A 24,145-nucleotide genomic window follows, 5' to 3' on the forward strand; every position below is an offset into this window, starting at 1 on the left:
AGGTACGAGTGAGGACTTGTAGTGAAAGCGGGACCGGAACACACCGAAGCACCACGGGTATTGCGCTTCAAAAAATAAGCATCATTATTTACCACCTTAGTCACCTGAGTACACCTAAGGATTAGATTTTTATTCTACTGCCTCCAATAAACTAGCCCCGATTGAACGGTAAGCCCGGAGCGAGGTACGAGTGAGGACTTGTAGTGAAAGCGGGACCGGAACACACCGAAGCACCACGGGTATTGCGCTTCAAAAAATAAGCATCATTGTTTTACCACCTTAGTCACCTGAGGACACCTAAGGATTAGATTTTTATTCTACTCTCTAAAAATGGGCGACCTGGTTTAACAACAGCGCATAGTTGTATGTAAGGTTAATCGGAATTAAAATTATATATTTATTATTGCGTTCAAATCGTCCTCCTTTAGCCAGATGAATAAATTTCTAGTTGTTATCTTATTTTTTTTCGGTTACCATGTACATGCTCAGGACCTTTTGGGGATTCCGCAGATTGTAAATTACAATAACGAGCAGTATAATGCGGGGATGCAGAACTGGGATGTAAAGCAGGATAAAAACGGGGTGCTTTATTTTGGGAATAATGAGGGGCTGCTTACTTTTAACGGCCGCTACTGGAACCTGTTTCGCTTACCTAATTATACTTCTGTACGCTCCATCGGGATCGATTCTAAAAACCGGATTTATGTTGGCGGTCAGGATGAATTTGGTTTTTACTACCCCAATGAGAAGGGGATTTTAAAATATACTTCGCTTTTAGGCCTGCTGCCCGAAAACCTGCGCAAGCTGGCCGATATATGGGACATTTCGATTATTCATGACGAAGTTTTTTTCAGATCGAACAATGCCATTCTGCACTATAAGGACGGTGTGGTTAAGAACTATAAACCCAGTAATGCCTGGCTTTTTATGGGTATAGCCAATAATAAGGTGTTTGCCCAATCGGAAGAATCGGTATTAATGGTTTATGAGCAGGAAATGTGGAAACCTTTTTGTGCTGATCCGGTTTTCAAAAAATCGTCTGTTACGGCTATTTTACCTTATAATGGCGATACTTTAATGGTTTCTACTTTAAAAGGTGGTTTTTTTCTGTTGATTAACCACCAGCTTAAACCGCTAAAAACCAGTCTCGATCATGTGTTTTTTAACGACCGGATTTATTTTGCCGATCGGATCAATCAAAACCTGTATGCAGTGGGTACTACCTCTGGTGGAGTATACATTATGAACAAAAGTGGAGAACTGATTCAGAAATACAATTACAGGGAAGGTTTGCAGAACAATAATGTAAGGGGAATTCTGCAGGATAGGGATAAGAACATGTGGCTGGCTTTAGATGACGGGATTGCTTATGTGGCCATCAATAGTGCCATTAAAAGTATTTTTCCTGACCGAAATAAACAGATTACGAGTTATGCTTTCAGAAAATTTGAGCAATCGGTTTACATCGGTACATCGAACGGTTTATATCGAACAAATGTTAATCCTGCTGCCAAAGACTTAAGTTATGCCACCGCGAATTTTGAAGAGGTAAAAAATACCAAAGGGCAGGTTTGGGGGCTTGATGAGATTAATAACCAATTGTTGCTGGCACACGAGGAGGGCACACTTTTGGTGCAGCATAATGTAGCTAAGCCGCTTTACAATTTACCCGGTACCTGGTTGTACCAAACTTTAGACCGGGTTTATCCAAGCAGCGAGGTTATTGCGGGGACCTATTGGGGTTTACAACGACTAAGTTATAAGGATGGGCTATTTAGCAATGGCGGAAGAATAGATGGGATAAACGAACCGCTGCGGTTTATTGTAGCCGATAATAACAACCCTGATCATATCTGGGCATCGCATCCTTACCATGGAGTGTATAAAATAGAATTGCAGCCCGATCATAAACGTGTACTGCGCACCACCATGTATACCGACCGTGATGGACTACCCTCTAAATTGTACAATTATGTATATCACATTAAAAACAGGGTGGTTATTGCCACGATAAACGGCGTTTATGAATATGATACTGCAAAGAAAAAATTTGTACGCCTAAAATTATTGGCCAACGCCATAAAAGGGATTTCGGTGCAGTATATGAAGGAGGATAACGACGGAAATATCTGGTTTGTAAGCAATAAGAAAGTGGGTGTTATTGATTTTAACCGGCCATCAGGCTCGAATCCTTTTAGTATTTTTTATCTGCCCGAATTAGATGGGAAAATAGTGGGTGGCTTCGAATCGATTTACCCCTTAGATAGTAAAAATATATTTATTGGTGCCAATAAAGGTGCCTATCATATCAATTATGAAAAGTACATCGAAAATATAACTAAACCCATTGTAGTGCTGGGGCAGATTAAACTGCTTGGTAAAAAAGATAGTTTGGTTTTTGGCGGCTATTTTGTAACTAAGGGAGTAATTTCGCCTAGACAGGACCAGCACGAAATACCAGAATACACCAATAACTTAAATTCCATGCATTTCGAATATTCCTCTACACTGTTCGAGCATGATAAAAATATTAAATTCAGTTATCAGCTGGTTGGTTTCGATAAGGAGTGGTCGGCATGGACTACAAAAAGTGAAAAGGATTATACCAATTTACCTGCCGGGAAATATACTTTCAATATTAAAGGAAGAACAGATATAGGCAATGAGTCGGAAGTGGTGGCTTATACTTTTGTTGTGCTGCCGGCCTGGTACAATACCATATGGATGAGGATTTTTTACCTGATTTTGATCGTGTTGTTGATCAGGTTGATTATCAGGTGGCAAAAGCGGAAACACATTAAAGAGCAGGAGCGGATGAGTTACCTGCATCAGCTGGAGCTGGACCGGAATGAAAAGGAAATTGTTAGGTTGCAGAACGAAAAGTTAGAAGCTGATGTAAACTACAAGAATAAAGAACTTTCCAGTATGACCATGCACCTGGTACAGCGGGGCAAGGTATTGGCGAAAATTAAAGAAGTGATATCGGCTGTTATTAAAAACCACGATATAAATGAGAGCTCGCCAAGTTTCAGGCACCTGATCAGGCTGATCAGGGATGTAGAAAAGAAGGACCAGGAACTGGACCATTTAAGCGTTCACTTCAATCATGTAAACACCGAATTTTTTAATAAACTCAAAGACCTCTATCCGGATTTAAGTCAGAACGATTTAAAGTTTTGTGCCTACCTTTCCATGAATCTTTCATCAAAAGAAATGGCGCAGCTAATGAATGTAACCATAAAAGCCATCGAAGTAGGCCGATATCGCTTAAGAAAGAAGCTTCAGCTTAAGCCTGAAACTAATTTATATGAGTTTCTGATTGATATTGCCCGTCAAAAAACACCTTAAACCAATGTTTTTGTTACAATAAAAAACATTTTTTGTTAAAACCAATTAAGTGTCTGATATTCAGTTTACTTGTGTTTTCCTTGTAGGGCTTATGTAGGCCTAAAAATCTGTTTTTTAGGTGAATTGAGGGCTTCTGTATGGTTTGTGTAGTAGCGCCAAATTGTTCTATTGCACTGCACCGCTATAGATTTGATTTATGAAACGGGCTACCAAGAGCCCCGGTCATTAACTAACCAAATATTAACTTAAAACTAATTTCTATGAGAGGAAGATTTACATTCGTATTCTTCATTTACTGTATCATGGCATTTCCGCTGGCCTTACTGGCACAAGATATTCCGGTTACAGGAAAAGTAACAGAACAAAATGGTAGCCCTTTACCGGGTGTAACAGTTAAGCTCGATGGAACTACCAGGGCGGCATCTACTGATGCCAATGGTGTTTTTAGCATTCAGGCACCTGTAGGAGGCAAATTAACCATCAGTTTAATTGGTATGGCGCCACAAACGGTAACTATTCCGGCAGGCGGCCGTATTAATGTATCGCTTACAGCCGATTCGAAAGATTTAACAGAAGTAGTGGTGGTGGGTTATGGTACCCAAAAGAAAAGTGTGGTAACGGGGGCAATCTCAAGTGTTAAGGCTTCAGATTTAGAAAATCAACCTGTGGTTCGTATCGAGCAATCATTACAGGGCAGAACCTCAGGTTTAACCATTGCGGCAACTTCTGGCCAGCCAGGTTCAAGCTCAACCGTACGTTTAAGAGGTTTTACTTCTTTTGGTAATAGCAAAAACGATCCGCTTTGGGTAATTGATGGTGTGGTGATTGATGCAGGTGGTATTGGCTATTTAAACCAGGATGATATCGAATCAATCGAGGTGCTTAAAGATGGTGCTTCTGCCGCCATTTACGGAACACGTGCTGCTGCGGGTGTTATTTTGGTAACCACCAAAAAAGGTAAAGCAGGTACGCTGAACATTAACTACAGCGGTTACTACGGCACACAGGCGCCAGCTAAAAGATTAGACTTGTTGGATGCTACACAATATGCAACTTTGCGTAACCAGGCACTTGTTAGTGCAGGTAAAGCCCCGGCATTTGCCAATCCTGCAGCATTAGGTGCGGGTACAGATTGGCAGGATTTGATTTTTAACAATAGTGCTCCAAAGCAAAGCCATGAGTTTAGCGTATCTGGAGGAAGTGAGAAAGCAACTTATTTTACCTCTTTTGGTTATACCGATATTAAGGGGATTGTAGCAACACCTATTTCTAAATTTAACAGGGCAAATGTGCGTATCAATACCTCATTTAAGCCCATTAAAGGTGTAACATTTGGCGAAAATTTAGGTTATAGCCATGGGGTTAACAGTGGTATTGGTGAGACTAACCGTGAGTTTGGTGGCGTATTAAGTTCGGCAATTAATTTAGATCCGATTACGCCTTCAATTATTACAGATCCGGCTTCACAATCGGCTTTTTTCCCTTCGGCTACAGGCAATCCGGTACAAAATGCTGCAGCAACCAGAAATGGTGATGGGCAGCTTTTTGGGATCTCACCTTATGTACTACAGGAAATGAAGAACCCGCTGGCAATGATCCAGAACCGATTAGGGAACTATGGCTATGACCATAACATTGTAGGTAATGTTTTTGCCGATCTCGAACCTATAAAAGGTCTGCACATTCGTTCATCGTTGGGTACAAAAATGGCTTTTTATGGAAGTAACTCATTTACCCCGATAGCCTATTACAATACTTCAACACCTATTAACCAATCTTCGTTATCAAGAGAGAATACCTATGTAATTAACTGGAACCTGGAGAATACGATCTCGTACAATAAGGTGATAGATAAACATAATTTCACCTTCCTATTGGGTCATGGGGAGTATAAAGATGGCAACCAGCGCAGGGCGACTGTAGTGTACAACAATGTACCTGCAAAAACTTTCGATGAAGCATCTTTCAGGTACAATGCCTTGCCTGCCGATAGAACAAACAGTAGCGGTGGCGATGGTACCGATCACAGAATCAACTCACTTTTTTCAAGGATCCAGTATAACTATGGTGAGAAATATCTGTTTTCTGCCTTGATCAGACGTGATGGATCATCAAGGTTTGGAGGTAATAATAAATTTGGTTACTTCCCTTCAGGTTCGATAGGATGGGTACCTACTTTAGAAAACTTTTTCCCTAAAAATGATGTGCTTACCTTCCTGAAAATTCGTGGAAGTTACGGTATTACCGGAAATGATGGTATTGGCGATTTTCCTTATATCCCAATTGTAGGGGCAGGAGGAGATCGTAATTACGTATTTGGTTCTACAAATGAAACCGTTTATGTAGGGTATAGCCCAGGTGCTCCGGCCAATCCTGATCTGAAGTGGGAAGAAACCCGTCAGGCAGATATTGGTATCGATGCAACACTATTCAAGAACTTAACCTTAACTGTTGATATTTATGATAAGAAAACCACGGGTATTTTACAAAACCCACCAATACCGGGGTATGCTGGTTACGGAAGTTTTGCGCAAAACGTGGCAGATATCCAAAACAGGGGTTTAGAGATTGAGTTGGGCTATAGAAATAAAATCGGTCAGTTAGATTTTGGTGTAAACGGAAACATTTCGTTTTACAAAAACAAAGTTACGCAGTTACTTCCCGGCAACCTTTTCTTAGAAGATAATAGCGCAACCTTCCAGAATTTTGGAAACATTACCAGAACAGGTTTAAATCTGCCTTACCAGCAATATTATGGCTACCAGTCTTTGGGTATTTTCCAAAGTCAGGCCGAAGTAGACAGTTATTTTGGAGCTGATGGTGTAACCAAATTACAACCCAATGCAAAACCTGGTGATTTAAAATTTGCCAACTTAACTAACGATAACATCATCAATCCTGATGACCGTACCTATTTAGGTAATCCAAACCCCACTGTAAGTTATGGTATCACGATTAATCTAGGTTACAAAAACTTCGATTTTACTGCTTTCGGCAGTGGTTCGGGCGGCAATCAAATTTTTCAGGGCTTAAGAAGGTTAGATATTGCTACAGCAAATTACCAAAGCAAATATTTAGATGCATGGACCCCAAGTAATACCGGAGCATCCCTTCCACGTATTGTTGATGGCGATCCAAATGGTAACTACTCTAAATTTACTAACCTGTACCTGGAAAGTGGTAATTTCTTCAGGTTAAGAACCATGCAACTGGGTTACTCATTGCCTAAAAACATCATTAGCAAATGGGGCATGAAAAAACTTCGGGTTTATGTGCTTGCAGAAAACTTATTTACGATAACCAAATACACGGGTTACGATCCTGAATTGGGCGTAACTGCCGATTCTGGTGGTGGTGCACAATACGGTATCGATCGTGGTGCTTATCCACAGGCAAGGGCATTTTTGTTTGGCTTAAATGTTGGATTTTAATATAATTTAAATCATGATGAAAAAGAATTTTTTATACTTTACAGCAGTTGTACTTTCTGTATCGTTGGGTTCGTGCAAAAAGGATTTGGAAGTAAATCCGCAAGACCGTATAACTTTAGATAATTATTATAAAACACAAGCCGATGCCTTTACGGGTTTGGTGGCCATATACGATAGGTTTGCTTACCAATCGGGTGGCTTGTACGATAAATCGGCTGTCATGAGTGTTGCAGGCGATGATCAGCTTGCAGGTGGGGGCGGCCCAAGTGATATTAATGATTTGCAGGTGATGCAAACCTATACACTTAATGCCAGCACAGGTCCTCAGGGTTACCTTTGGAGCAGAGGATATAGCGGAATTTATAGAGTGAATGTTCTGCTGCAAAAAATTGTAGATATCCCGATGGATGCGACCTTAAAAGCGAGGTATATTGCCGAAGCCAAAACCATGCGTGCAGCATTTTATTTCGATCTGGTTACCTTCTTTAAAAATGTGCCAATTATAGAAGGCACTGTTGATCCAAAAGATTTATACAATGTTGTTCAGGCTGCACCAGCTGCAGTGTATGCTTATGTAGAAAAAGATCTAGCTGATGCTATACCAGGATTGCCAAATACAGTTCCGGCTGCTACAGAAGGTGGTCGCTTAACTAAAGGTGCTGCACAGGCCTTACTGGGCAAGGTTTTATTGTACCAGAAAAAATGGCAGGCAGCTGCAGATCAGTTTGCTGTGGTAAACGGCACTGCACCTGGTGTTTCACCTTCGGTTTATGGCTACAAGCTTATTCCTAATTTTGGTGATTTGTGGAAACCAAGCAATAAATTCAATTCAGAAGCCATCATAGAGTTTGTGCACAGCAATAAATCTAACGGTAACTGGTCTGCAGCCGGTAATAGCGAAGGTAATTTATTATCCATCACAACGGGTCCACGTGGATATAGCAAAACGGTTTCTACTGCTCCTGATTATTTTAGCGGCTATAGTTTCCTTGTATTTACAAAAGCCTTTTTTGATTTCATCCATTTCGATCCGAGAAATGCGGCCACGGTAGCCAACTTAGATAGTTTGCAAACTAATGGTATTGCCAAGTACACTGCCGGGTACAATAACACAGGGTATTTCTTTGCTAAGTACATGGGCTTAACTACCCAGGCAGCCGCAAATACACCAGAGTTAAATTTCGGAATAGATGAATACGAAATCCGTTTGGCCGATACTTATTTAATGGAGGCTGAAGCTTTGATGAATGCCGGTGCGGCAGTAGGCGCAGGCTCAAGGGCTTATGCTTTGCTTAATGCCGTTCGTGCAAGGGTAGGATTAAATCCCGTTGCCGTAACACAGGCCAACATTGAAAAAGAAAGAAGATTGGAACTAGCAGGCGAAGGCCAGCGTTTTCCTGATCTTGTACGTTGGGGCAAAGCTGCTGCAACATTGGCTTCGAAAGGTTTCATTGCTGGACGTCACGAAGTTTTTCCTATTCCGCAAGGCGAACTGAATAACACCAAAATCGAGCAGAATAAAGAATGGGGTGGTACCAAATAAAATCTCATCTATGCACGCTTAATGTTTAATTGTTAACAGGGAGAAAGCGAAATCTTTCTTCCTGTTTTTTTTAATCTGATCATCATTTATCTATGCTTTCTACCAAAGCTTTTCGCCTTTTTATTGTTGCTGTTTTTACCTTTCCTTCCTTTGCTGTTATTGCCCAAAACCAGCCTGAAGTTTGGCTGACCAAAGCAGATCGGTCTGTTTTATTCGCCAGGCAGGCAGCCGCTTTAAGTTTTACGGCTACAAAAAACAATTGGCCAAGCATTACCGTAAACGATAAAGAAACCTATCAAACTATCGATGGTTTTGGTTATGCCTTAACCGGTGGAAGTGCACAACATATCATTAAAATGTCGGCACAAGCCAGGGCTGCCTTACTCAAAGAATTATTTGCTACCGATGGAAACAACATTGGGGTAAGTTACATCAGGCTAAGCATTGGCGCTTCCGATTTAAATGAAAAAGTATTTTCTTACAACGACCTTCCAGAAGGTCAAACCGATTTAACGCAGGCTAAATTTGACCTGGGCCCCGATAAAGTGGATGTGATTCCGGTAATGAAGGAAATCCTGGCTATAAACCCAAAGTTAAAAATTATGGGTTCGCCATGGTCTCCCCCCTTATGGATGAAAACCACTTACGATGCCCGTGGCGGGATGTTAAAACCCGAATACTACAATGCTTACGCCAGATATTTTGTGCGGTATGTAAAGGAAATGCAAAAAGAAGGAATCCCTGTTGATGCGGTTACCGTTCAAAATGAACCTTTGCATCCGGGCAATAACCCTAGCTTGCTGATGGTTGCACCAGATCAGGCACTTTTTGTAAAAAAATTCTTAGGCCCTGCATTTGCCAAAGCCAATATCAAAACCAAAATTATTGTTTACGACCATAATGCCGACCGGCCCGATTACCCGATTAGCATTTTAGATGATCCTGAAGCCAAAAAATATATCGATGGATCTGCCTTTCATTTGTATGGGGGAAAGATCGAAGCTTTAAGTGATGTGCACAATGCCCATCCTGATAAGAATATTTACTTCTCGGAGCAAATGGTCGTTGAACAGCCAGATGCTACAGATATTAAAATTGTGAATCCCGTTAGGCGCTTAATTATCGGGGCTACCCGTAACTGGAGCAAAAATGTGCTTGAATGGAATTTAGCTGCCGATCCTGAAAATAAACCTTATACCGACAGGGGCGGTTGTTCGATGTGCCAGGGTGCAGTAACGATTGATCAAGATACCTATAGCAGGAACCTGGCTTATTATTCCATTGCGCATGCTTCTAAATTTGTACGACCGGGTGCTGTTCGGGTAGCTACAAATGATTTGACCGATCTGCCCAATGTTGCCTTTAAAACCCCAGATGGTAAACATGTTTTAATTGTAGCCAATAGTGGAAAAAACGCCAATACCTTTAACATTGGTTTTAATGGCAAAATGCTCGTTGCAACACTCGATAAAGGATCTGTAGCCACTTATATCTGGTAATTCTCTAAAACCTAATCTTATTTTTATGTCTTTCACAAAATCGATATTATATATTTTTCTGCTCAGTACCGTTTCGTTTACAGGGTTTAGTCAGGGTTTTTTAAAAGCCGATGGTAAAAGAATAGTGAACCAAAAAGGGGAGAATGTTTTACTCCGTGGTTTTGGTTTAGGTGGCTGGATGTTGCAAGAGGGTTATATGCTCAAAATCAATAAAGAGGCACAACAGTATCGGATTCGCGAGCGCATAGAAGAATTGATGGGCCCAAAACAAACCCAGGAGTTTTACGATGCCTGGCTGGCCAATCACATGCGCAAAATCGATGTGGACTCCATGAAACGCTGGGGCTTTAATTCCATCCGCCTCCCTATGCATTACAATCTGTATACCTTGCCGGTAGATAAAGAACCTGTTGCCGGTAAAAATACCTGGCTGGAAAAAGGCTTTGCTTTAACCGATAGTTTGTTGTCGTGGTGTAAGGCCAATAACATGTACCTCATTTTAGATTTACACGCTGCACCCGGCGGACAAGGGAACGATCTAAACATCGCCGACCGTGATCCCTCCAAACCGTATTTATGGGATAGTGAGGCTAACCAGGAAAAAACCATAGCACTTTGGAAAAAACTGGCCGAACGATATAAAGATGAACCTTACATTGGTGCATACGACATTTTGAATGAGCCTAATTATGGTTTCACCAATCCTGAAGAAGATAAAAACGGAACGAAAGAAAAAGTGAATGCGCCTTTGCGTAAGTTAATGGTCGAGATTACCAAAGCCATCCGTGAAGTTGATCAAAAACACATCATTATTATCGAAGGAAATGGCTGGGGGAATAATTACAACGGCATTTTCCCGCTTTGGGACAAAAACATGGTACTGAGCTACCACAAATACTGGAATTATAATGATCAGGCTTCAATAGCCCATATTATTAAAGCCAGAGATGAACAGAACGTTCCGGTTTGGCTGGGCGAAACGGGCGAAAATTCGAATGTTTGGTTTACGGATGCCATCCATCTATTAGAAAAAAATAATATCGGCTGGTCCTGGTGGCCATTGAAAAAAATCGGCGGCAATAATCCGATGGAAATTAAATCCAATCCTAATTATGATGCACTGGTGAAGTACCTGAATAACGGTGGAAATAAGCCTAAAGATAGCAATGTGTACAGCGGTTTAATGGAGCTGGCTATTTATTCGAGATTAGAAAACACCATCATCCACCACGATGTGATCGATGCCATGATCCGCCAGCCCTTTAGCAATGGAACCAAACCTTTCAAGACCAGTTTAATCAAAAATAAAAGTATAGTGTATGCTGTAGATTACGATTTAGGTAAAAATGGCAAAGCTTACTTTGATACAGATACAGCCGATTACCATACCTCAACCGGAAAACGAAGTGCAGGTAACCGCGGCCGGATTTACCGGAATGATGGTGTAGATATTGCAAAAGATTCTACACAGTACGAAAAGTATTATGTAAACCATATCGAAAAAGGAGAGTGGTTACAGTACACCGTAAATGTGTCGCAAAAAGGAACGTACACGTTAAAAATAAATGCTGCAGCCGATAATGCCGCAGGCAGGATTAACATTATTGTTGATGGTAAACAAGTTGCTCAGAATGTTGTGATCCCTAATACCGGAGACCCTAAAAAGTTTAGCACTTTTGAAGTTAAAAAGGTAGCTTTAAAAGCAGGCAAACAAAAAATTAAGATTTTAACCGCTGCAGGCGGTTATAATTTTGGTTATATTCAATTTGTAAAATAAAAACAAAACATCATCTTGAAAGGCGCAAAACGTATCCTGTTTATTTTAGGGGCAATTGCCGTTGCAATCATCGTGCTGTCGAGATGTATGAATGTGGCTGATCAATTACCCGTAGATGTAAGAGGTGAGGCCTATACCGGAGCGGCGACCTGTGTGAAATGCCATAAAGATTTATCACAGTCTTATGCGCATAGTGCGCACGGACTTACCTCTAAACCTGTGGTAGATGCACAATTGTTAAAGGTTTTTGCACCCGATTCGAACAGTTTTTTGTTCAGCGCACACCAAAAAGTGGTGATCGAAAAAAGAGATAGTGGTATTTTTCAGGTGGCTTATCAGGATGGCCAAGCAGTTCGTTCCCAAAAATTCGATATCGAATTCGGCTCGGGCGAAAAGGCTTTTACTTATGCTTATTGGCAGGGAAAGAAATTGTATGAATTGCCTTTGTCGTACTTTACTGCCATTCAGAATTGGGCCATCAGTCCTGGTTTTCCGAAAGAAAGTTTTTATTATGACCGGGCAATAACCAGCCGCTGCCTGGAGTGTCATGCTTCCTATGTAGATATTAAGCTCACTCAAACATCTACTTTTTCAAAAGATGAGGAAATGGAGAAAGGTTCTATCATTTATGGGATAGATTGCGAGCGCTGTCACGGGCCGGGCAAACAGCACGTGGTGTTCCATATGGAAAATCCTGAAGAAAAGACTGCGAAATTTATCACCCTGTTTAAAACACTTACGCGTAAACAGAAAATGGATGTTTGCGCCGTTTGTCATTCGGGCAATACTTTGGTGGCACAGCGATCTGTATTCGGTTTCCAGCCCGGCGACGATCTGGATGCCTATTATTCGCAGGATTTTACAGGTTTTGGTGGAGGTAATATTGATGTTCACGGTAATCAAAGCGCCATGTTACAGGGAAGTAATTGTTATCGGAAAAGCGAAAACATGACTTGCCAATCGTGCCACAATTCACACGAAAATATTAAAGGGAATTTAAGCCTTTACTCGCAGCGTTGTATTAATTGCCACAAAAGCACCAATCACAGCAAAATCACTTTAGCAAAAGGAGCGCTCAGTAGCAATTGTATCGACTGTCATATGCCTAAAGAATCTTCAAAATTGATCAGCTTTCAGCAGGCGGGTAAAGATCATTTAAGTCCATACCGGTTACGCTCACACCATATTGCCATTTATCCCGTTATTAATAAGTAAAAACCAAACTTGTATTAAGAAATTCACCGTTACCCATTAATAGGGCTGGGATTTCGTACATTTGGTTTCCACCTTAAAAATTAGATAGTAGCCGATATGCTCATAAAATACTACTTAGCTTTATTCTCCCTTCTTTTTCTCTCCACAACTATTTTTGCTCAAAAAAAAATTACCCTTAGCGGCACCATTCGCGATGCAGGCACAGGCGAAACCTTGATTGGTGCAACGGTAAGGATTTCCGGCGCTTCTACAGCTGCAACCCTAACCAATAATTATGGTTATTTTGCATTAACACAAACCGAAGGTACCTATACCGTGGCGATAAGTTATACGGGTTACACATCCGTTGTTAAAACCATCAATTTAACAAAAGATACCAAGTTAAATGAGGAATTAAAGAGTGCAAACGATTTAGACGAAGTGACGGTAAGTGCCAACAACCGTAAAAACGACAACGTTAAAAGTGCGCAGATGGGCCTGGAAAGGATTGATATGAAATCGCTTAATTCTATCCCGGTGTTGCTTGGCGAAAAGGATATCTTAAAAACCATCCAGCTGTTGCCCGGCGTAAAATCTGGCGGTGAAGGGAATACAGGTTTTTATGTTCGCGGTGGAGCTGCCGATCAGAATTTAATTATTCTGGATGAGGCTGTCGTGTATAACTCATCACACTTACTTGGCTTTTTCTCTACTTTTAATGCCGATGCCATAAAAGATGTAAGCTTATATAAAGGTGGTATGCCTGCACAATATGGAGGTCGTTTATCGTCGGTTTTAGATGTTAAAATGGATGATGGGAATAATAAAGAGTTTAAATTTCAGGGCGGTATTGGTTTAATTGCTTCGCGTTTAAAAGCAGAAGGGCCGATTGTAAAGGACAGGGGCTCCTTTATGGTGAGTTTCCGCAGGACTTATATCGATCTGTTTTTAAGGGCTTCGCCAGATTCATCCGTTAACGGCAGTACTTTAAATTTTTACGATATTAATGCCAAGGCGAATTATAAAATCAATGATAAAAATACCATTTACATTTCCGGCTATTTCGGTAAAGATAATATTGGTGTTAAAGACCTGTTTGAGAACAACTGGGGGAATGTAACCACCACCATCCGTTTAAACCATATTTTTAACGACCGTTTGTTTTCCAATACCTCGTTAATTTACAATAACTATAATTATACCGTTCGCTTGCTAAATGATGCCACCAATTTTAAGGCCACCTCATTGGTACGCGATTTTAACTTTAAAGAAGATTTTCAGTATTTCAGCAATAAACATACCCTTCGTTTTGGGGTAAACGCCACTCAGCACCGCATCTCTCCGATCGATATCGACAGCGATGAAGCATCGCAGGTGAATTCGCTGACACAGGAAAGGCGTTACGGGATCGAATCGGCTGCTTATATTTCTGATGAGTGGGCGGTAAACGAACATTTAAACTTTTTATATGGCGTGCGTTTGGCGGCTTTTTCTTTAATGGGGCCTGGTAATTTTAGCACCTATGATGCTGATGGAAATATCATATCGACTGAAAATGTAGCTAAGGGTAAATTCCATAAAAATTACTTTAACCTCGAGCCACGTTTTTCGGTAAGTTATCTGTTTAATGAAGAAAATTCGATTAAGGCTTCTTACAACCGCAATACACAAAATGTACATATTTTAACCAATGCCACCTCTAGTTCGCCAACCGATCAGTATGTGTTGAGCAGCAATAATATCAAGCCCGAAATAGCCGATCAGGTGGCTTTGGGTTATTTTAAAAATATCCAGGATAATAATTATGAACTCTCAGGTGAGATTTATTATAAGTGGCTTCAGAACCAGATCGATTATAAAAATGCAGCCGAATTATTGGCCAACTCCAATGTAGAATCAGAACTTTTATATGGAATAGGCAGGGCTTATGGAATGGAGTTGTTTTTTAAGAAAAAATTTGGCAAGCTGAATGGTTGGGTGGGTTATACCTTATCGCGCACGGAGCGTAAGTTTACAGAACTTAATGATGGTAAATATTTTCCGGCAAGGCAGGATCGTACACATGATATCTCAGTGGTTGGTATTTACAACATGACCAAACGGTGGACTTTCTCTTCAAGCTTTATTTACAGCACAGGTAATGCCGTAACCTATCCGGCAGGAAAATATAGTGTTGGTGGACAAATGGCCTACTATTATACGCAAAGAAATGCGGGTCGTATGCCTTACAACATGCGCTTAGATGTGAGTGCAACCCTTGAAGGAAAGGTGAGGAAGAAATACCAGTCGAGCTGGAATTTTGGTATCTACAATCTACTTGCCCGCAAAAATCCTTACGCCATTGAGTTTATTACCGACCCGGATCATCCGGGTAAAACTGCTGCCCAGCAAACTTCGCTATTCGGTCTTATTCCATCAATTACCTGGAACTTTAAATTTTAAAAGGATGAAAAAACTGATTATATACTTTTCGCTGTTTGCTTTCTGTTTAACAGGTTGTAAGAAAATTATTGAAATTGATACGGAAAATGCCGATCCTCAGCTGGTAATTGAAGGTAGAATTAACGATTCGCTGATCGATCAACAGATTAAGATCAGCAAAACCATCGGTTACACCGAAACCAATATTTTTCCGAAAGTTTCGGGTGCTTCAGTTACGGTTACCGATAATAAGGGAAATACTTTTGTATTTAAAGAAGCTGGCACCCCTGGTACTTATATCAACAAGATGAAGGGCGTACCTGGTGTTACCTATAATTTAAATGTTACTGCCGAAGGGCAAACTTACACGGCCAGTTCGAAAATGCCCAATGTGGTTAAAATGGATTCGATAGGCGTGATTAAAAACTTTTTCTTTGGGAGAGAGCGTAAAACCGCTGCCGTATTCTTTAAAGATCCGGCCAACGAAACCAATTTTTATCATTTCAACCTGTATGTTAATGATATTTTATCAGAGCGTTTTTATGTAAATAACGATCGTTTAACAAATGGAAACGACTTAAGGATCCAGTTATTTTTTAAACCACCTACCAACGATCACGACAGTGATGAGTTGAATTCGAACGATAAGATTAAAATAGAAATGGAGTGTATCGATTCGAATATTTTCGATTATTGGTATGCTTTGAGTCAGCAATCCAACCGTGGGCCAAACCAGGGAACCACTCCGGCCAATCCAACTTCAAACATCTCCAATCAGGCTTTGGGCTACTTTAGTGCAAATACTTATCAGGTAATTACGGCCACCGTTAAATAAAGTGATTTGGTGGTAGTTTAAATGATTAAAAACACCTGATAATTTTTAGTGTTAAATAAAACATGAAAGTATTTATAAGTGGCAACATCGCTTCAGTTGGAATAAAAGAACTGGAAGAAAACAATATAACCATCACCCAATGGAAAGAAAACCGGCAGATTACAGCAGAAGAACTGATAGCGGCCTGTCAGGATCAGGATGCCTTAATCAGCGTGGGTCCGAATAAAATTAATGCTGCATTTTTAAAAGCCTGTAGCCATTTAAAGGTGATTGCGCTACACTCTGTAGGATACGATCAGGTAGATGTAGCTGCAGCCAAAAAATTGAATATCCCGATTGGGAATACCCCTGGGGTTTTGAGCAAGGCAACTGCCGATACTGCTTTTTTATTAATGCTTGCGGTATCGCGGAAGGCCTTTTTCGCACACAAAAAAATCATTAAAGGCGAGTGGAAAAACTATGAGCCCACACCCGAACTTGGGATTGAGGTGAACGGCAAAACCCTTGGGATTTTTGGCCTGGGTAAAATTGGACTGGAGATGGCCAAAAAATGCATCGGTGCTTATCAAATGCCCGTAATTTATCACAACAGATCGCGTAATGAAGAAGCTGAAAAAGAAATCGGTGCAAAGTATGTATCCTTCGAAACGCTTTTGGCGCAAAGTGATGTACTCTCTGTCCATACCGCACTAACACCCGAAACCAAGGATAAATTTACACTTGATGTTTTTAAGCAGATGAAAGCCAATTCAATTTTCATTAATACGGCCAGAGGTGCTATCCATAACGAAAAGGATTTGATCAAAGCTTTGGAAAAGAAAATAATATGGGGAGCAGGTTTGGATGTAACGAACCCCGAACCGATGGATAAAAATAATCCTTTGCTGTCAATGGAAAATGTTGCTGTTTTACCACACATTGGCTCAGCTACCGAAGAAACCAGAGCAGCCATGGCCCAGATTATTGTTAAGAATATAATAGCAGGATTGAATGGCGAGAAGCTTCCATTTGAGGTGGTTTAGGATGTAAGATGTAAAAATGTAAGATGGATGATGTAAAATGTAAGAGGTAAGAATGTAAGGTGGATGAGGGGCTAATCGATAGCTAAAATTCCATCATCCATCTTACATTTTCCATTATTAAGCCATAAGCATCATCTTTTTACTCCATTATCCATCTTACATTTTCCATTTCAGCCATTGGCATCATGTTTTACTCCATCATCCATCTTACATTTCCCATTACCCCTCTACTTAACCAGATACTTAAATACCGATCTTCCTAAGTTTCCGTTGGCATCTATACCTTCAATAATTACTTTATACTGGCCTTTACCATCTGCGTTATAATATTCGAACGAAGCATTACCGGTTGCATCAGTAACAACTTTTGGATTCCAATAAATGGTGGTTCTTAAATCGTTGCGGTTCGTGCTGGCAGGCACATCATATTTTGGAGAATAGAATTGTTTTTCTTTGTTGTAACCCTGTGGTGAAAAGGTTAGCTCATAGTATTTTGGTAACATATCCATCAGCTGTGCTTTAGATATTTTAGTGCCTTTAGGCGCTTTCTTTTGATTGAATACAATTACCCCGTTTACATTATTTGCACGGTTAACCAGGCCTAAATCATCTCTTAAGAACACTTCAACAGATTCGAGCTGGTTAGCATCTAAAGTATTAATCTGGTTTACGTCAACATTCATTCCGTTAATAAAAATTCCCATGGGGATCTTTTTACCCTGGTTATAATCTCTCGTCACATAAAAATTATTATCTACAAAGGTTACACCCGGTAACATGCCCTGTAAACAGTTAATCAGTAAGCCACAACCTTTTAGTCTATCGCCGCTCACTTCATGGTCGGCCATTTGGCTCAGTCCGCTTAAGGCCGGGTAATCTTTATGGCTGACTTTCGGAATTACTGCCGCTTTAATATTTACGTCTTTCAAAGTATGTAAATAAGCGTATTGTCTTTTGCTGTTATCTAAATAACTGGTTAGCGCACTATCAATATTTAAAACCTCCTCAGCTGCACTAAAGTTTCTGGTTAGTGTAGGCACTGGCGCACCATTTAAGCTTAAGGTCATGTTTTTATAGTTTACATTATACTTAGCCGTAATGGTAACTTTAGATGAGTCATTAAACATCAGGTTTTGGAATTTAAAATTCCCTACAGGATCTGTGGTCGCTTCTAAATTAAAACGTTTGTCGGGAATGGATAATAACAATGCTCCTTTTCTAACCGGAATGCCGTTATTCTGTCTTAAAATACCCGAAATTTCGATGCCTTGTTCGGGTAAGAAATCTATTTTAGGTAATTTATTGGCAATAATATCAGTGTATTTAAAACTGCGATAGCCCTGGGTAAGCAACAATACATCTAAATCTGCATTTTTCTTCGCATCGGGTGCATTAAAGTAATAATTTGCTTTTTCGATATAACCTTTAACATCGCTGCTTAATAATAGTCCTGTTAATATGGTACTGGTAGCATCTTCGTTTGATGGAACCTTCGACTCATCTACAACAGCTACCGAGAAGCTACCTTCTACCGGGGCGCCATCTTTTTTAGCCGCCACATTTATTTTAACCTTTTTCTTAATTCCGTAGGTGGTGGCAGCACTGGTTAAGGCTACTGCCATTGTGTTTTTATGCTGAACAAACACCAATCGCTCACTTAGTGGTTTACCAAATTCATTAAACAGGGTAAATTGGGCAATTCCATTTGGGAATTTAGATTTAAGTACGGTGGTATTGTATTCTTTATTTGATAATGCGGTTTGTGCCCCATAGCAGATAACACCTTTACTCTGCGCAATTAAATAAAGCTTTTTACCTTGATTTTGCTCAAAGAAAGCATCATTTGCTGCAATTTTTATGGCTATATTATCTGCACTGCTGTTATCTATATTTACCGCAACGCCATTTGCAGCAACTGCAGGCAAATTATAATTTTGAGTGGTACCGTCGGCATAGGTAACTGCCGCTTTGTAGGTTTTTCCGGCTTCCGCCAATAAGCTGAAACTGCCCATTCCTAAATGCTGCGCAGTAAAAGTAGCTACAGTTTTGCCATCATTATCAGTTACCGTGCCTTTTGAGTTAATGCCTAAACCATCACTTTTAATGGCTTTAAAGGCTACTTTGTTGCTTAGGCCGGCAATTAAACTTCCCCCTTCGGGAAAAAATTGAAAATCTTTGCTTACAATCGCGTTTTTAAGCTGAAAGCTACTGTTGGCCACATCTTTATCGGTGGTATTAATGCTGGTAATCAGTTCGCCTTTTTGTAATTGATATTCTGCCTTTTGTGCATTGCTCATGGCTATTGTTAAATAACCGCTGGCATCTGTGGTGCCCCTTCCTTTGGCAATAACCGTATAACTCGTTACCACTTGCCAGCTTACATTTTTATTGGCATAAGGTTTATTGTTGGCATCTTTAAATTGTACGCGTGCATCAATTTTTTCTAACTTATCGGTAGAGGTGTTTTTATAAGTGATATGGGTTTTTACTTCCTTGTCTATTGCTTCTCCCACATAAAAAGTCTTGTTAAAATAAGCCGGATCTTCAGTGTTAAGCATCCATAAGGTATACGCCCTGATGTGGTAATTTCCTTGTTTATAGTTGATCTGATCTAAAGGGAAACTGCCATAGGCAAAACCACCTGTAATGGGTAATTTTAAGGTTTGGATAAGCGAATCTTTCTGGTTAATCACATCCACATAAATGATTTTACTAATTGCAGATAAGAAATTCTGGTTTTCGGTAACGTAGGCTTTAAACCAAACGGTATCGGCTACCGCGTAATATGGTTTGTCAAAATGAAGATAAATCTTTTCAGCAGGATAATCGCTCAATACCTTATTCGTTTTGGTAATGATGCTGTTTATGCTGATGGTATCGGTTTGGGCCGAAGAAGAAAAACTTAGTGCTGATAAAAGTGAAAGTATTATAAACGATAATCTAAAAATCTTCATGGATTGGATATTAAATGCTAAGCCCGTAAATATATCCAATTATAAATAGAGCACATAAAATGTGATGATGTTTAACATTTTTTTACAAAAATTCCAATGTTCATTGTTCTCGTTTGTAACGAAGATGAGGAGGAAGAGCGATTTTACTACCACGAAATGGTTGATAGCCACATTACAGATGTGGTTCTCGCTATCATCGTCCTCGCTTGTAACGAGGATGGGAGGAGAAGGGCGATTTTATCGCCACGAAAATAGTTGATAGCCACATTACAAATGCGGGTCTCTTTAATACTCTGCATACCGTCGTCCTGAACTCGTTTCAGGATCTTGAAACAACCGATAAGGATGCTGAAATAAGTTCAGCAGGACGATACATTGGAAGCCGTCATCAAAATATGTTCTAAAACAAAACCGGCCGCTATTTTAGCGGCTGGTTTCAAATTATGATGTTGTTTGCCTGTTATTTAAATTCGATTAAGAATTCTTCTTTAGGTGAACGTACCTTTTTAAGGTTTACCAGCCAGTCGCCGGCTTCGTCTCTGTTCCCTAAAGGCAATAGGGTAACACTTTTTAATCCTTTTTTATCTAAACCTAAAAGTTCATCTAAAGCCGGACCATTAAAGCCCTCCATTGGAGTAGCATCAACTTTTAACAAAGCGGCTTCTGCAATAGCAATACCGAAACCGATATAAGCCTGACGGGCTGCGTGGTTAAAGTTTTCTTCTGCAGTTCTGGATAAGATCATACCTTTTAACTGCGCTTTGTATGCATCAGTTCCGCTTTCTGGTAAGCCACGCTCCGCATTCATTCTGCTGAAAACGGCATCAATACCTTCTTCTGTGTAGTTTTCGTTAGCGGCAAAAATCAATAGGTGAGAAGAATCGATCACCTGCGACTGGTTAAAAGCAATCGGCGCAATTTTCTCTTTCAACTCCTGGTTGGTTACCACGATAACTTTAAACGGCTGTAAACCTGATGATGTTGGTGCCAAATGTGCTGCAGCAATAATTTTATCAACCTTTTCTTGTTCAACAGGTTGACCGTTCATTTTCTTAACGGCATAACGCCAGTTTAGGGCATCTATTAAGCTCATATTTTTGAATGTTTTTTTTAAATTTTATAGGGCAAATATGCAGATAAGCGGTAAGTCTAATGTTGATGTATGGTAAGAAAATTTTTTGCCTGGTCTCGGTTGGCTAAGAGGGATTTTTCTTAGCCGTTGACTTCAGTCAACGGGAATATTTAATAGAAATTAAGGTACAAACCTCAAATCGCTGCGTACCGGGAAGTGGTCGGATAATTTGGCCTGGGTAATTTTGTAATTTAATACCTCCAGTTCTTTAGAGGTGGCAATATAATCGATCTGAAAATTAGGGAATTTGCCATTATAGGTTTTGCCAAACCCGTTTCCCTTTTTAATAAAGCTGTTGTTTAATCCGGCAGTAATTTGAGTAACCACGTAAGATGCTGGCGTATCGTTAAAATCGCCTGCAATGAGGTAAGGCGTTTTACAGGTGGCCATCTCCTTCTTCATAATATCTACCTGACCGCTACGTTTTAAAAAAGCACTTTTCAGCATTCTTAAAATCCGTTTAGATGGCTGGAGTTCGGTATTCATTTCCTTCACTTTGTCCAGGTATTCGTAATCCTGTTTTTCGAAAGATATCGACTGAAAATGTACATTATAAACCCTCAGGGTTTTTCCTTTAATGTTTAAATCGGTATAAATACTCATGTTACCAGCCAAACCTTCAACAAAAGGGATTTTACCAGAATCTTTAATCGGGAATTTAGAGAATATGGCTAAGCCAGTGGCTTCGTAATCATTTTTATTGGTTGGTACGAAGTAGTAGTATTTTGTATTCAAAAGTGCTTTTAAGCTGTCAACCGTGTCAAATGCGCCTTTATAACGGGTAAAAAATTCCTGAAAACAGATAATATCTGGATTTTGATCTTTTACCACCTGAAGCATTTTTTCTTTTACCGATTCGGTATTGTCCTGGCCATATAATTTAAAACTATGCACGTTATAAGTCATCATTCTGATGCTGTTTTCTGCCTTTTCCGCGCCACCTTCATCACCTCCAATGGCAAAGGTGGCCTTTAACGTTTTAGCACCAAGCGCAATAATCAAAATGGTGGCGATTGCGAAAACCCATTTTTTGCTTAAAAGCCACCAAACCAGAAAGATAATATTAGCGAATAAAACAAAAGGGTAGGCCAGTCCGAAAAAAGCAATAATGGTGTGCGCTCTTGGATCCATATTACCGGCGAGAACCCCCAAAAGCATCGCAATTGCCAATGCAACAGCAATGGGCAAAAGGAGTTTATCCATAAAACTATATTTCTTCTTTTTTGTGGCCATTAATCTTTACTTGCCTTAAATAGTTTTTCTTTTTCTACCGCTGTTAATTTATCGTATCCTGAGGTTGATATTTTATCTAAAATGGCATCTATTTCCTGCTGAGAAACACCGCCTTTAAATTCAGGTTTTTTAACCGGTTTCTCATTCCGAACTACTTTTAGTTTTGGTTTGCGCTCAAAAATTTTGCTCCAGTCTCTTCCGCTTTGCAAACTTTTAATAAAGGTGAATCCTAAAAGTGCACCACCAATATGGGCTAAACTTCCACCTGCATTTACTGATCCGATGGCAATAAAATCGAGGATGAAATAGACAATGGCAATCCACTTAATTTTAACCTCACCAAAGAAAAGCAACATGATGGTGTAATTCGGTACCAGCGTTGCTGCGGCAAAAATAATGGCCATTACTGCGGCAGATGCCCCTACAATGGTTACGCCTGCTAATCCGCTGGCATAAAGCGGAAATATATTTAATGCGGCAACAGCAAATAAACCTCCAAATAAACCACCCGCCAGGTAAACAAAATGAAACTGACGGCTTTTTAAGAAATTCATGAAGATGTTACCGAACCAGAATAAACCAAGCATATTGAACAGGATATGAAGAATCCCGTCATGAATAAACATATAGGTAAATATGGTATAAAATCGCTCAGGTAATTTTGAAATACTGGCAGGTAAACCTAAATAATCGCTTACAAATAAATCAACTGTGTTACCTTGGCCACTTAGCTTGCTAAATACACCAAAAACAGCGATAATTAAAAACAACATTACATTAATCCCAATGTAAAAGAACAATGGGTTGCCCGATTGAAAAACCTTGTATTTTAAATCTTTGAAAGTATTATTCATAGAGTGTATAAAATGTATCGTTTTTGTCTTTCCATATTTTAACCAGTATAAAGCCAATTAAAGCGCCCCCAAGGTGGGCATAATGGGCAATAGAATCGCCCTCAAACTGGGCAACACCCAAAGATAACTCTACTAAAATATAAATTGGTATAATATATTTTGCTTTTACCGGAACCGGAATAAACATAATTAGCAGCTCGGCATTTGGATAAAGCATGCCAAAGGCCACCAGTAAACCAAAAATAGCACCAGAGGCACCAACCATGCCGCCGAAATAAATGCTGCGTAACGTAACCGCCTGTGCCATTGAAAGTTGTTGTGTATTAAACTCTCCCTGAAATAATGCGGTAAGATTTATCTTTCCGTTATTAGTGGCACTACCGATAATCTGGTGTACTTCGTAAGCTTGTACGGCCCATTGTAATGCAAGTGCTCCTAATCCGGTAATAAAATAAAAGATAATAAATTTTTTGCCTCCCCATCTCGATTCTAACAAACTTCCAAAGGAATACAATGCAAACATGTTAAAAAAGATGTGTGCTATGCCACCGTGCATAAACATATAGCTAATCGGCTGCCATAACTCAAACTTCGGAGAATCAAAATAATATACTGCTAACCGATCATCAAGGTGGAGCGTTGTTAGCAGGTAGCTAGCCACGAAAAATAAGATGTTAATAATCAGTAGGTTTTTTACTACTGGTGGAATATATATGTTATTCATTTAATTTTAAAAATCGGTTATTTTTTAAAAGGGTTAATCGACGCTAAACGCCTAACTCCAAATTTTTTTACCACCTCAGAAACCTAAGGGCATCTAAGTTTTGTATGACCGTTAATCACCAGACTTCTCCTGAATTCCAGCTTAATACTCCAAACGCCCAACTCCAAACGCTTAACCT

14 protein-coding genes are annotated in these 24,145 nt (G+C 39.9%); 9 read left to right on the top strand and 5 right to left on the bottom strand.

Annotated features, from left to right (window positions below):
- Nucleotides 1–432 precede the first annotated feature (432 nt).
- The 9 genes from AC07YT_RS20235 to AC07YT_RS20275 all read left to right on the top strand — a co-directional run bounded on the left by AC07YT_RS20235 (nucleotide 433) and on the right by AC07YT_RS20275 (nucleotide 17,070).
- Nucleotides 433–3,348, top strand: coding sequence for a ligand-binding sensor domain-containing protein (locus AC07YT_RS20235; protein ID WP_086547801.1), 2,916 nt, complete (start codon nucleotides 433–435; stop codon nucleotides 3,346–3,348).
- A gap of 260 nt (nucleotides 3,349–3,608) precedes the next feature.
- Nucleotides 3,609–6,779 carry a SusC/RagA family TonB-linked outer membrane protein gene (locus AC07YT_RS20240; RefSeq protein WP_086547800.1) on the top strand — a complete coding sequence of 1,057 codons (3,171 nt, stop codon included), beginning with the start codon at nucleotides 3,609–3,611 and terminating at the stop codon, nucleotides 6,777–6,779.
- A gap of 13 nt (nucleotides 6,780–6,792) precedes the next feature.
- Nucleotides 6,793–8,322 carry a RagB/SusD family nutrient uptake outer membrane protein gene (locus AC07YT_RS20245; RefSeq protein ID WP_086547799.1) on the top strand — a complete coding sequence of 510 codons (1,530 nt, stop codon included), beginning with the start codon at nucleotides 6,793–6,795 and terminating at the stop codon, nucleotides 8,320–8,322.
- A 92-nt stretch (nucleotides 8,323–8,414) separates the two neighbouring features.
- Nucleotides 8,415–9,821 (top strand): glycoside hydrolase family 30 protein, encoded by a 1,407-nt coding sequence (locus AC07YT_RS20250; protein ID WP_086547798.1) that lies wholly within the window; start codon nucleotides 8,415–8,417, stop codon nucleotides 9,819–9,821.
- A 25-nt stretch (nucleotides 9,822–9,846) separates the two neighbouring features.
- Complete coding sequence (locus AC07YT_RS20255; protein WP_086547797.1) at nucleotides 9,847–11,598, top strand: cellulase family glycosylhydrolase; 1,752 nt, start codon at nucleotides 9,847–9,849, stop codon at nucleotides 11,596–11,598.
- A gap of 15 nt (nucleotides 11,599–11,613) precedes the next feature.
- Complete coding sequence (locus AC07YT_RS20260) at nucleotides 11,614–12,813, top strand: multiheme c-type cytochrome (RefSeq protein ID WP_086547796.1); 1,200 nt, start codon at nucleotides 11,614–11,616, stop codon at nucleotides 12,811–12,813.
- A 96-nt stretch (nucleotides 12,814–12,909) separates the two neighbouring features.
- Nucleotides 12,910–15,234, top strand: coding sequence for a TonB-dependent receptor (locus tag AC07YT_RS20265; protein WP_086547795.1), 2,325 nt, complete (start codon nucleotides 12,910–12,912; stop codon nucleotides 15,232–15,234).
- Between the two features lie 4 nt (nucleotides 15,235–15,238).
- Complete coding sequence (locus AC07YT_RS20270) at nucleotides 15,239–16,048, top strand: DUF4249 domain-containing protein (protein ID WP_086547794.1); 810 nt, start codon at nucleotides 15,239–15,241, stop codon at nucleotides 16,046–16,048.
- A gap of 62 nt (nucleotides 16,049–16,110) precedes the next feature.
- Nucleotides 16,111–17,070 (top strand): 2-hydroxyacid dehydrogenase, encoded by a 960-nt coding sequence (locus AC07YT_RS20275; protein WP_086547793.1) that lies wholly within the window; start codon nucleotides 16,111–16,113, stop codon nucleotides 17,068–17,070.
- A gap of 227 nt (nucleotides 17,071–17,297) precedes the next feature.
- Here the strand turns inward: AC07YT_RS20275 and AC07YT_RS20280 are convergent, their stop codons facing one another.
- The 5 genes from AC07YT_RS20280 to AC07YT_RS20300 all read right to left on the bottom strand — a co-directional run bounded on the left by AC07YT_RS20280 (nucleotide 17,298) and on the right by AC07YT_RS20300 (nucleotide 23,967).
- Complete coding sequence (locus AC07YT_RS20280) at nucleotides 17,298–20,024, bottom strand: carboxypeptidase regulatory-like domain-containing protein (protein WP_494945497.1); 2,727 nt, start codon at nucleotides 20,022–20,024, stop codon at nucleotides 17,298–17,300.
- Nucleotides 20,025–20,484: 460 nt separating this feature from the next.
- Nucleotides 20,485–21,117, bottom strand: coding sequence for a nitroreductase family protein (locus AC07YT_RS20285; protein ID WP_086547792.1), 633 nt, complete (start codon nucleotides 21,115–21,117; stop codon nucleotides 20,485–20,487).
- A 159-nt stretch (nucleotides 21,118–21,276) separates the two neighbouring features.
- Nucleotides 21,277–22,389 (bottom strand): endonuclease/exonuclease/phosphatase family protein, encoded by a 1,113-nt coding sequence (locus AC07YT_RS20290; protein WP_086547791.1) that lies wholly within the window; start codon nucleotides 22,387–22,389, stop codon nucleotides 21,277–21,279.
- A complete protein-coding gene (locus AC07YT_RS20295) occupies nucleotides 22,389–23,243 on the bottom strand; it encodes a rhomboid family protein (protein ID WP_086547790.1) in 855 nt (284 codons plus the stop codon). The genes AC07YT_RS20290 and AC07YT_RS20295 overlap by 1 nt, the downstream gene beginning before the upstream one ends.
- A complete protein-coding gene (locus tag AC07YT_RS20300) occupies nucleotides 23,236–23,967 on the bottom strand; it encodes a rhomboid family intramembrane serine protease (protein WP_086547789.1) in 732 nt (243 codons plus the stop codon). Before AC07YT_RS20300 ends, AC07YT_RS20295 begins: the two co-directional genes overlap by 8 nt.
- Between the last annotated feature and the right edge of the window lie 178 nt (nucleotides 23,968–24,145).

This window comes from Pedobacter sp. GW460-11-11-14-TSB4, assembly GCF_059423705.1.

Coding starts and splice junctions, on each gene's coding strand:
- AC07YT_RS20275 (WP_086547793.1), top strand. CDS start 16,111: ATGAAAGTATTTATAAGTGGCAACATCGCTTCAGTTGGAATAAAAGAA.
- AC07YT_RS20250 (WP_086547798.1), top strand. CDS start 8,415: ATGCTTTCTACCAAAGCTTTTCGCCTTTTTATTGTTGCTGTTTTTACC.
- AC07YT_RS20285 (WP_086547792.1), bottom strand. CDS start 21,117: ATGAGCTTAATAGATGCCCTAAACTGGCGTTATGCCGTTAAGAAAATG.
- AC07YT_RS20295 (WP_086547790.1), bottom strand. CDS start 23,243: ATGAATAATACTTTCAAAGATTTAAAATACAAGGTTTTTCAATCGGGC.
- AC07YT_RS20235 (WP_086547801.1), top strand. CDS start 433: ATGAATAAATTTCTAGTTGTTATCTTATTTTTTTTCGGTTACCATGTA.
- AC07YT_RS20300 (WP_086547789.1), bottom strand. CDS start 23,967: ATGAATAACATATATATTCCACCAGTAGTAAAAAACCTACTGATTATT.
- AC07YT_RS20280 (WP_494945497.1), bottom strand. CDS start 20,024: ATGAAGATTTTTAGATTATCGTTTATAATACTTTCACTTTTATCAGCA.
- AC07YT_RS20270 (WP_086547794.1), top strand. CDS start 15,239: ATGAAAAAACTGATTATATACTTTTCGCTGTTTGCTTTCTGTTTAACA.
- AC07YT_RS20265 (WP_086547795.1), top strand. CDS start 12,910: ATGCTCATAAAATACTACTTAGCTTTATTCTCCCTTCTTTTTCTCTCC.
- AC07YT_RS20290 (WP_086547791.1), bottom strand. CDS start 22,389: ATGGCCACAAAAAAGAAGAAATATAGTTTTATGGATAAACTCCTTTTG.
- AC07YT_RS20255 (WP_086547797.1), top strand. CDS start 9,847: ATGTCTTTCACAAAATCGATATTATATATTTTTCTGCTCAGTACCGTT.
- AC07YT_RS20240 (WP_086547800.1), top strand. CDS start 3,609: ATGAGAGGAAGATTTACATTCGTATTCTTCATTTACTGTATCATGGCA.
- AC07YT_RS20245 (WP_086547799.1), top strand. CDS start 6,793: ATGATGAAAAAGAATTTTTTATACTTTACAGCAGTTGTACTTTCTGTA.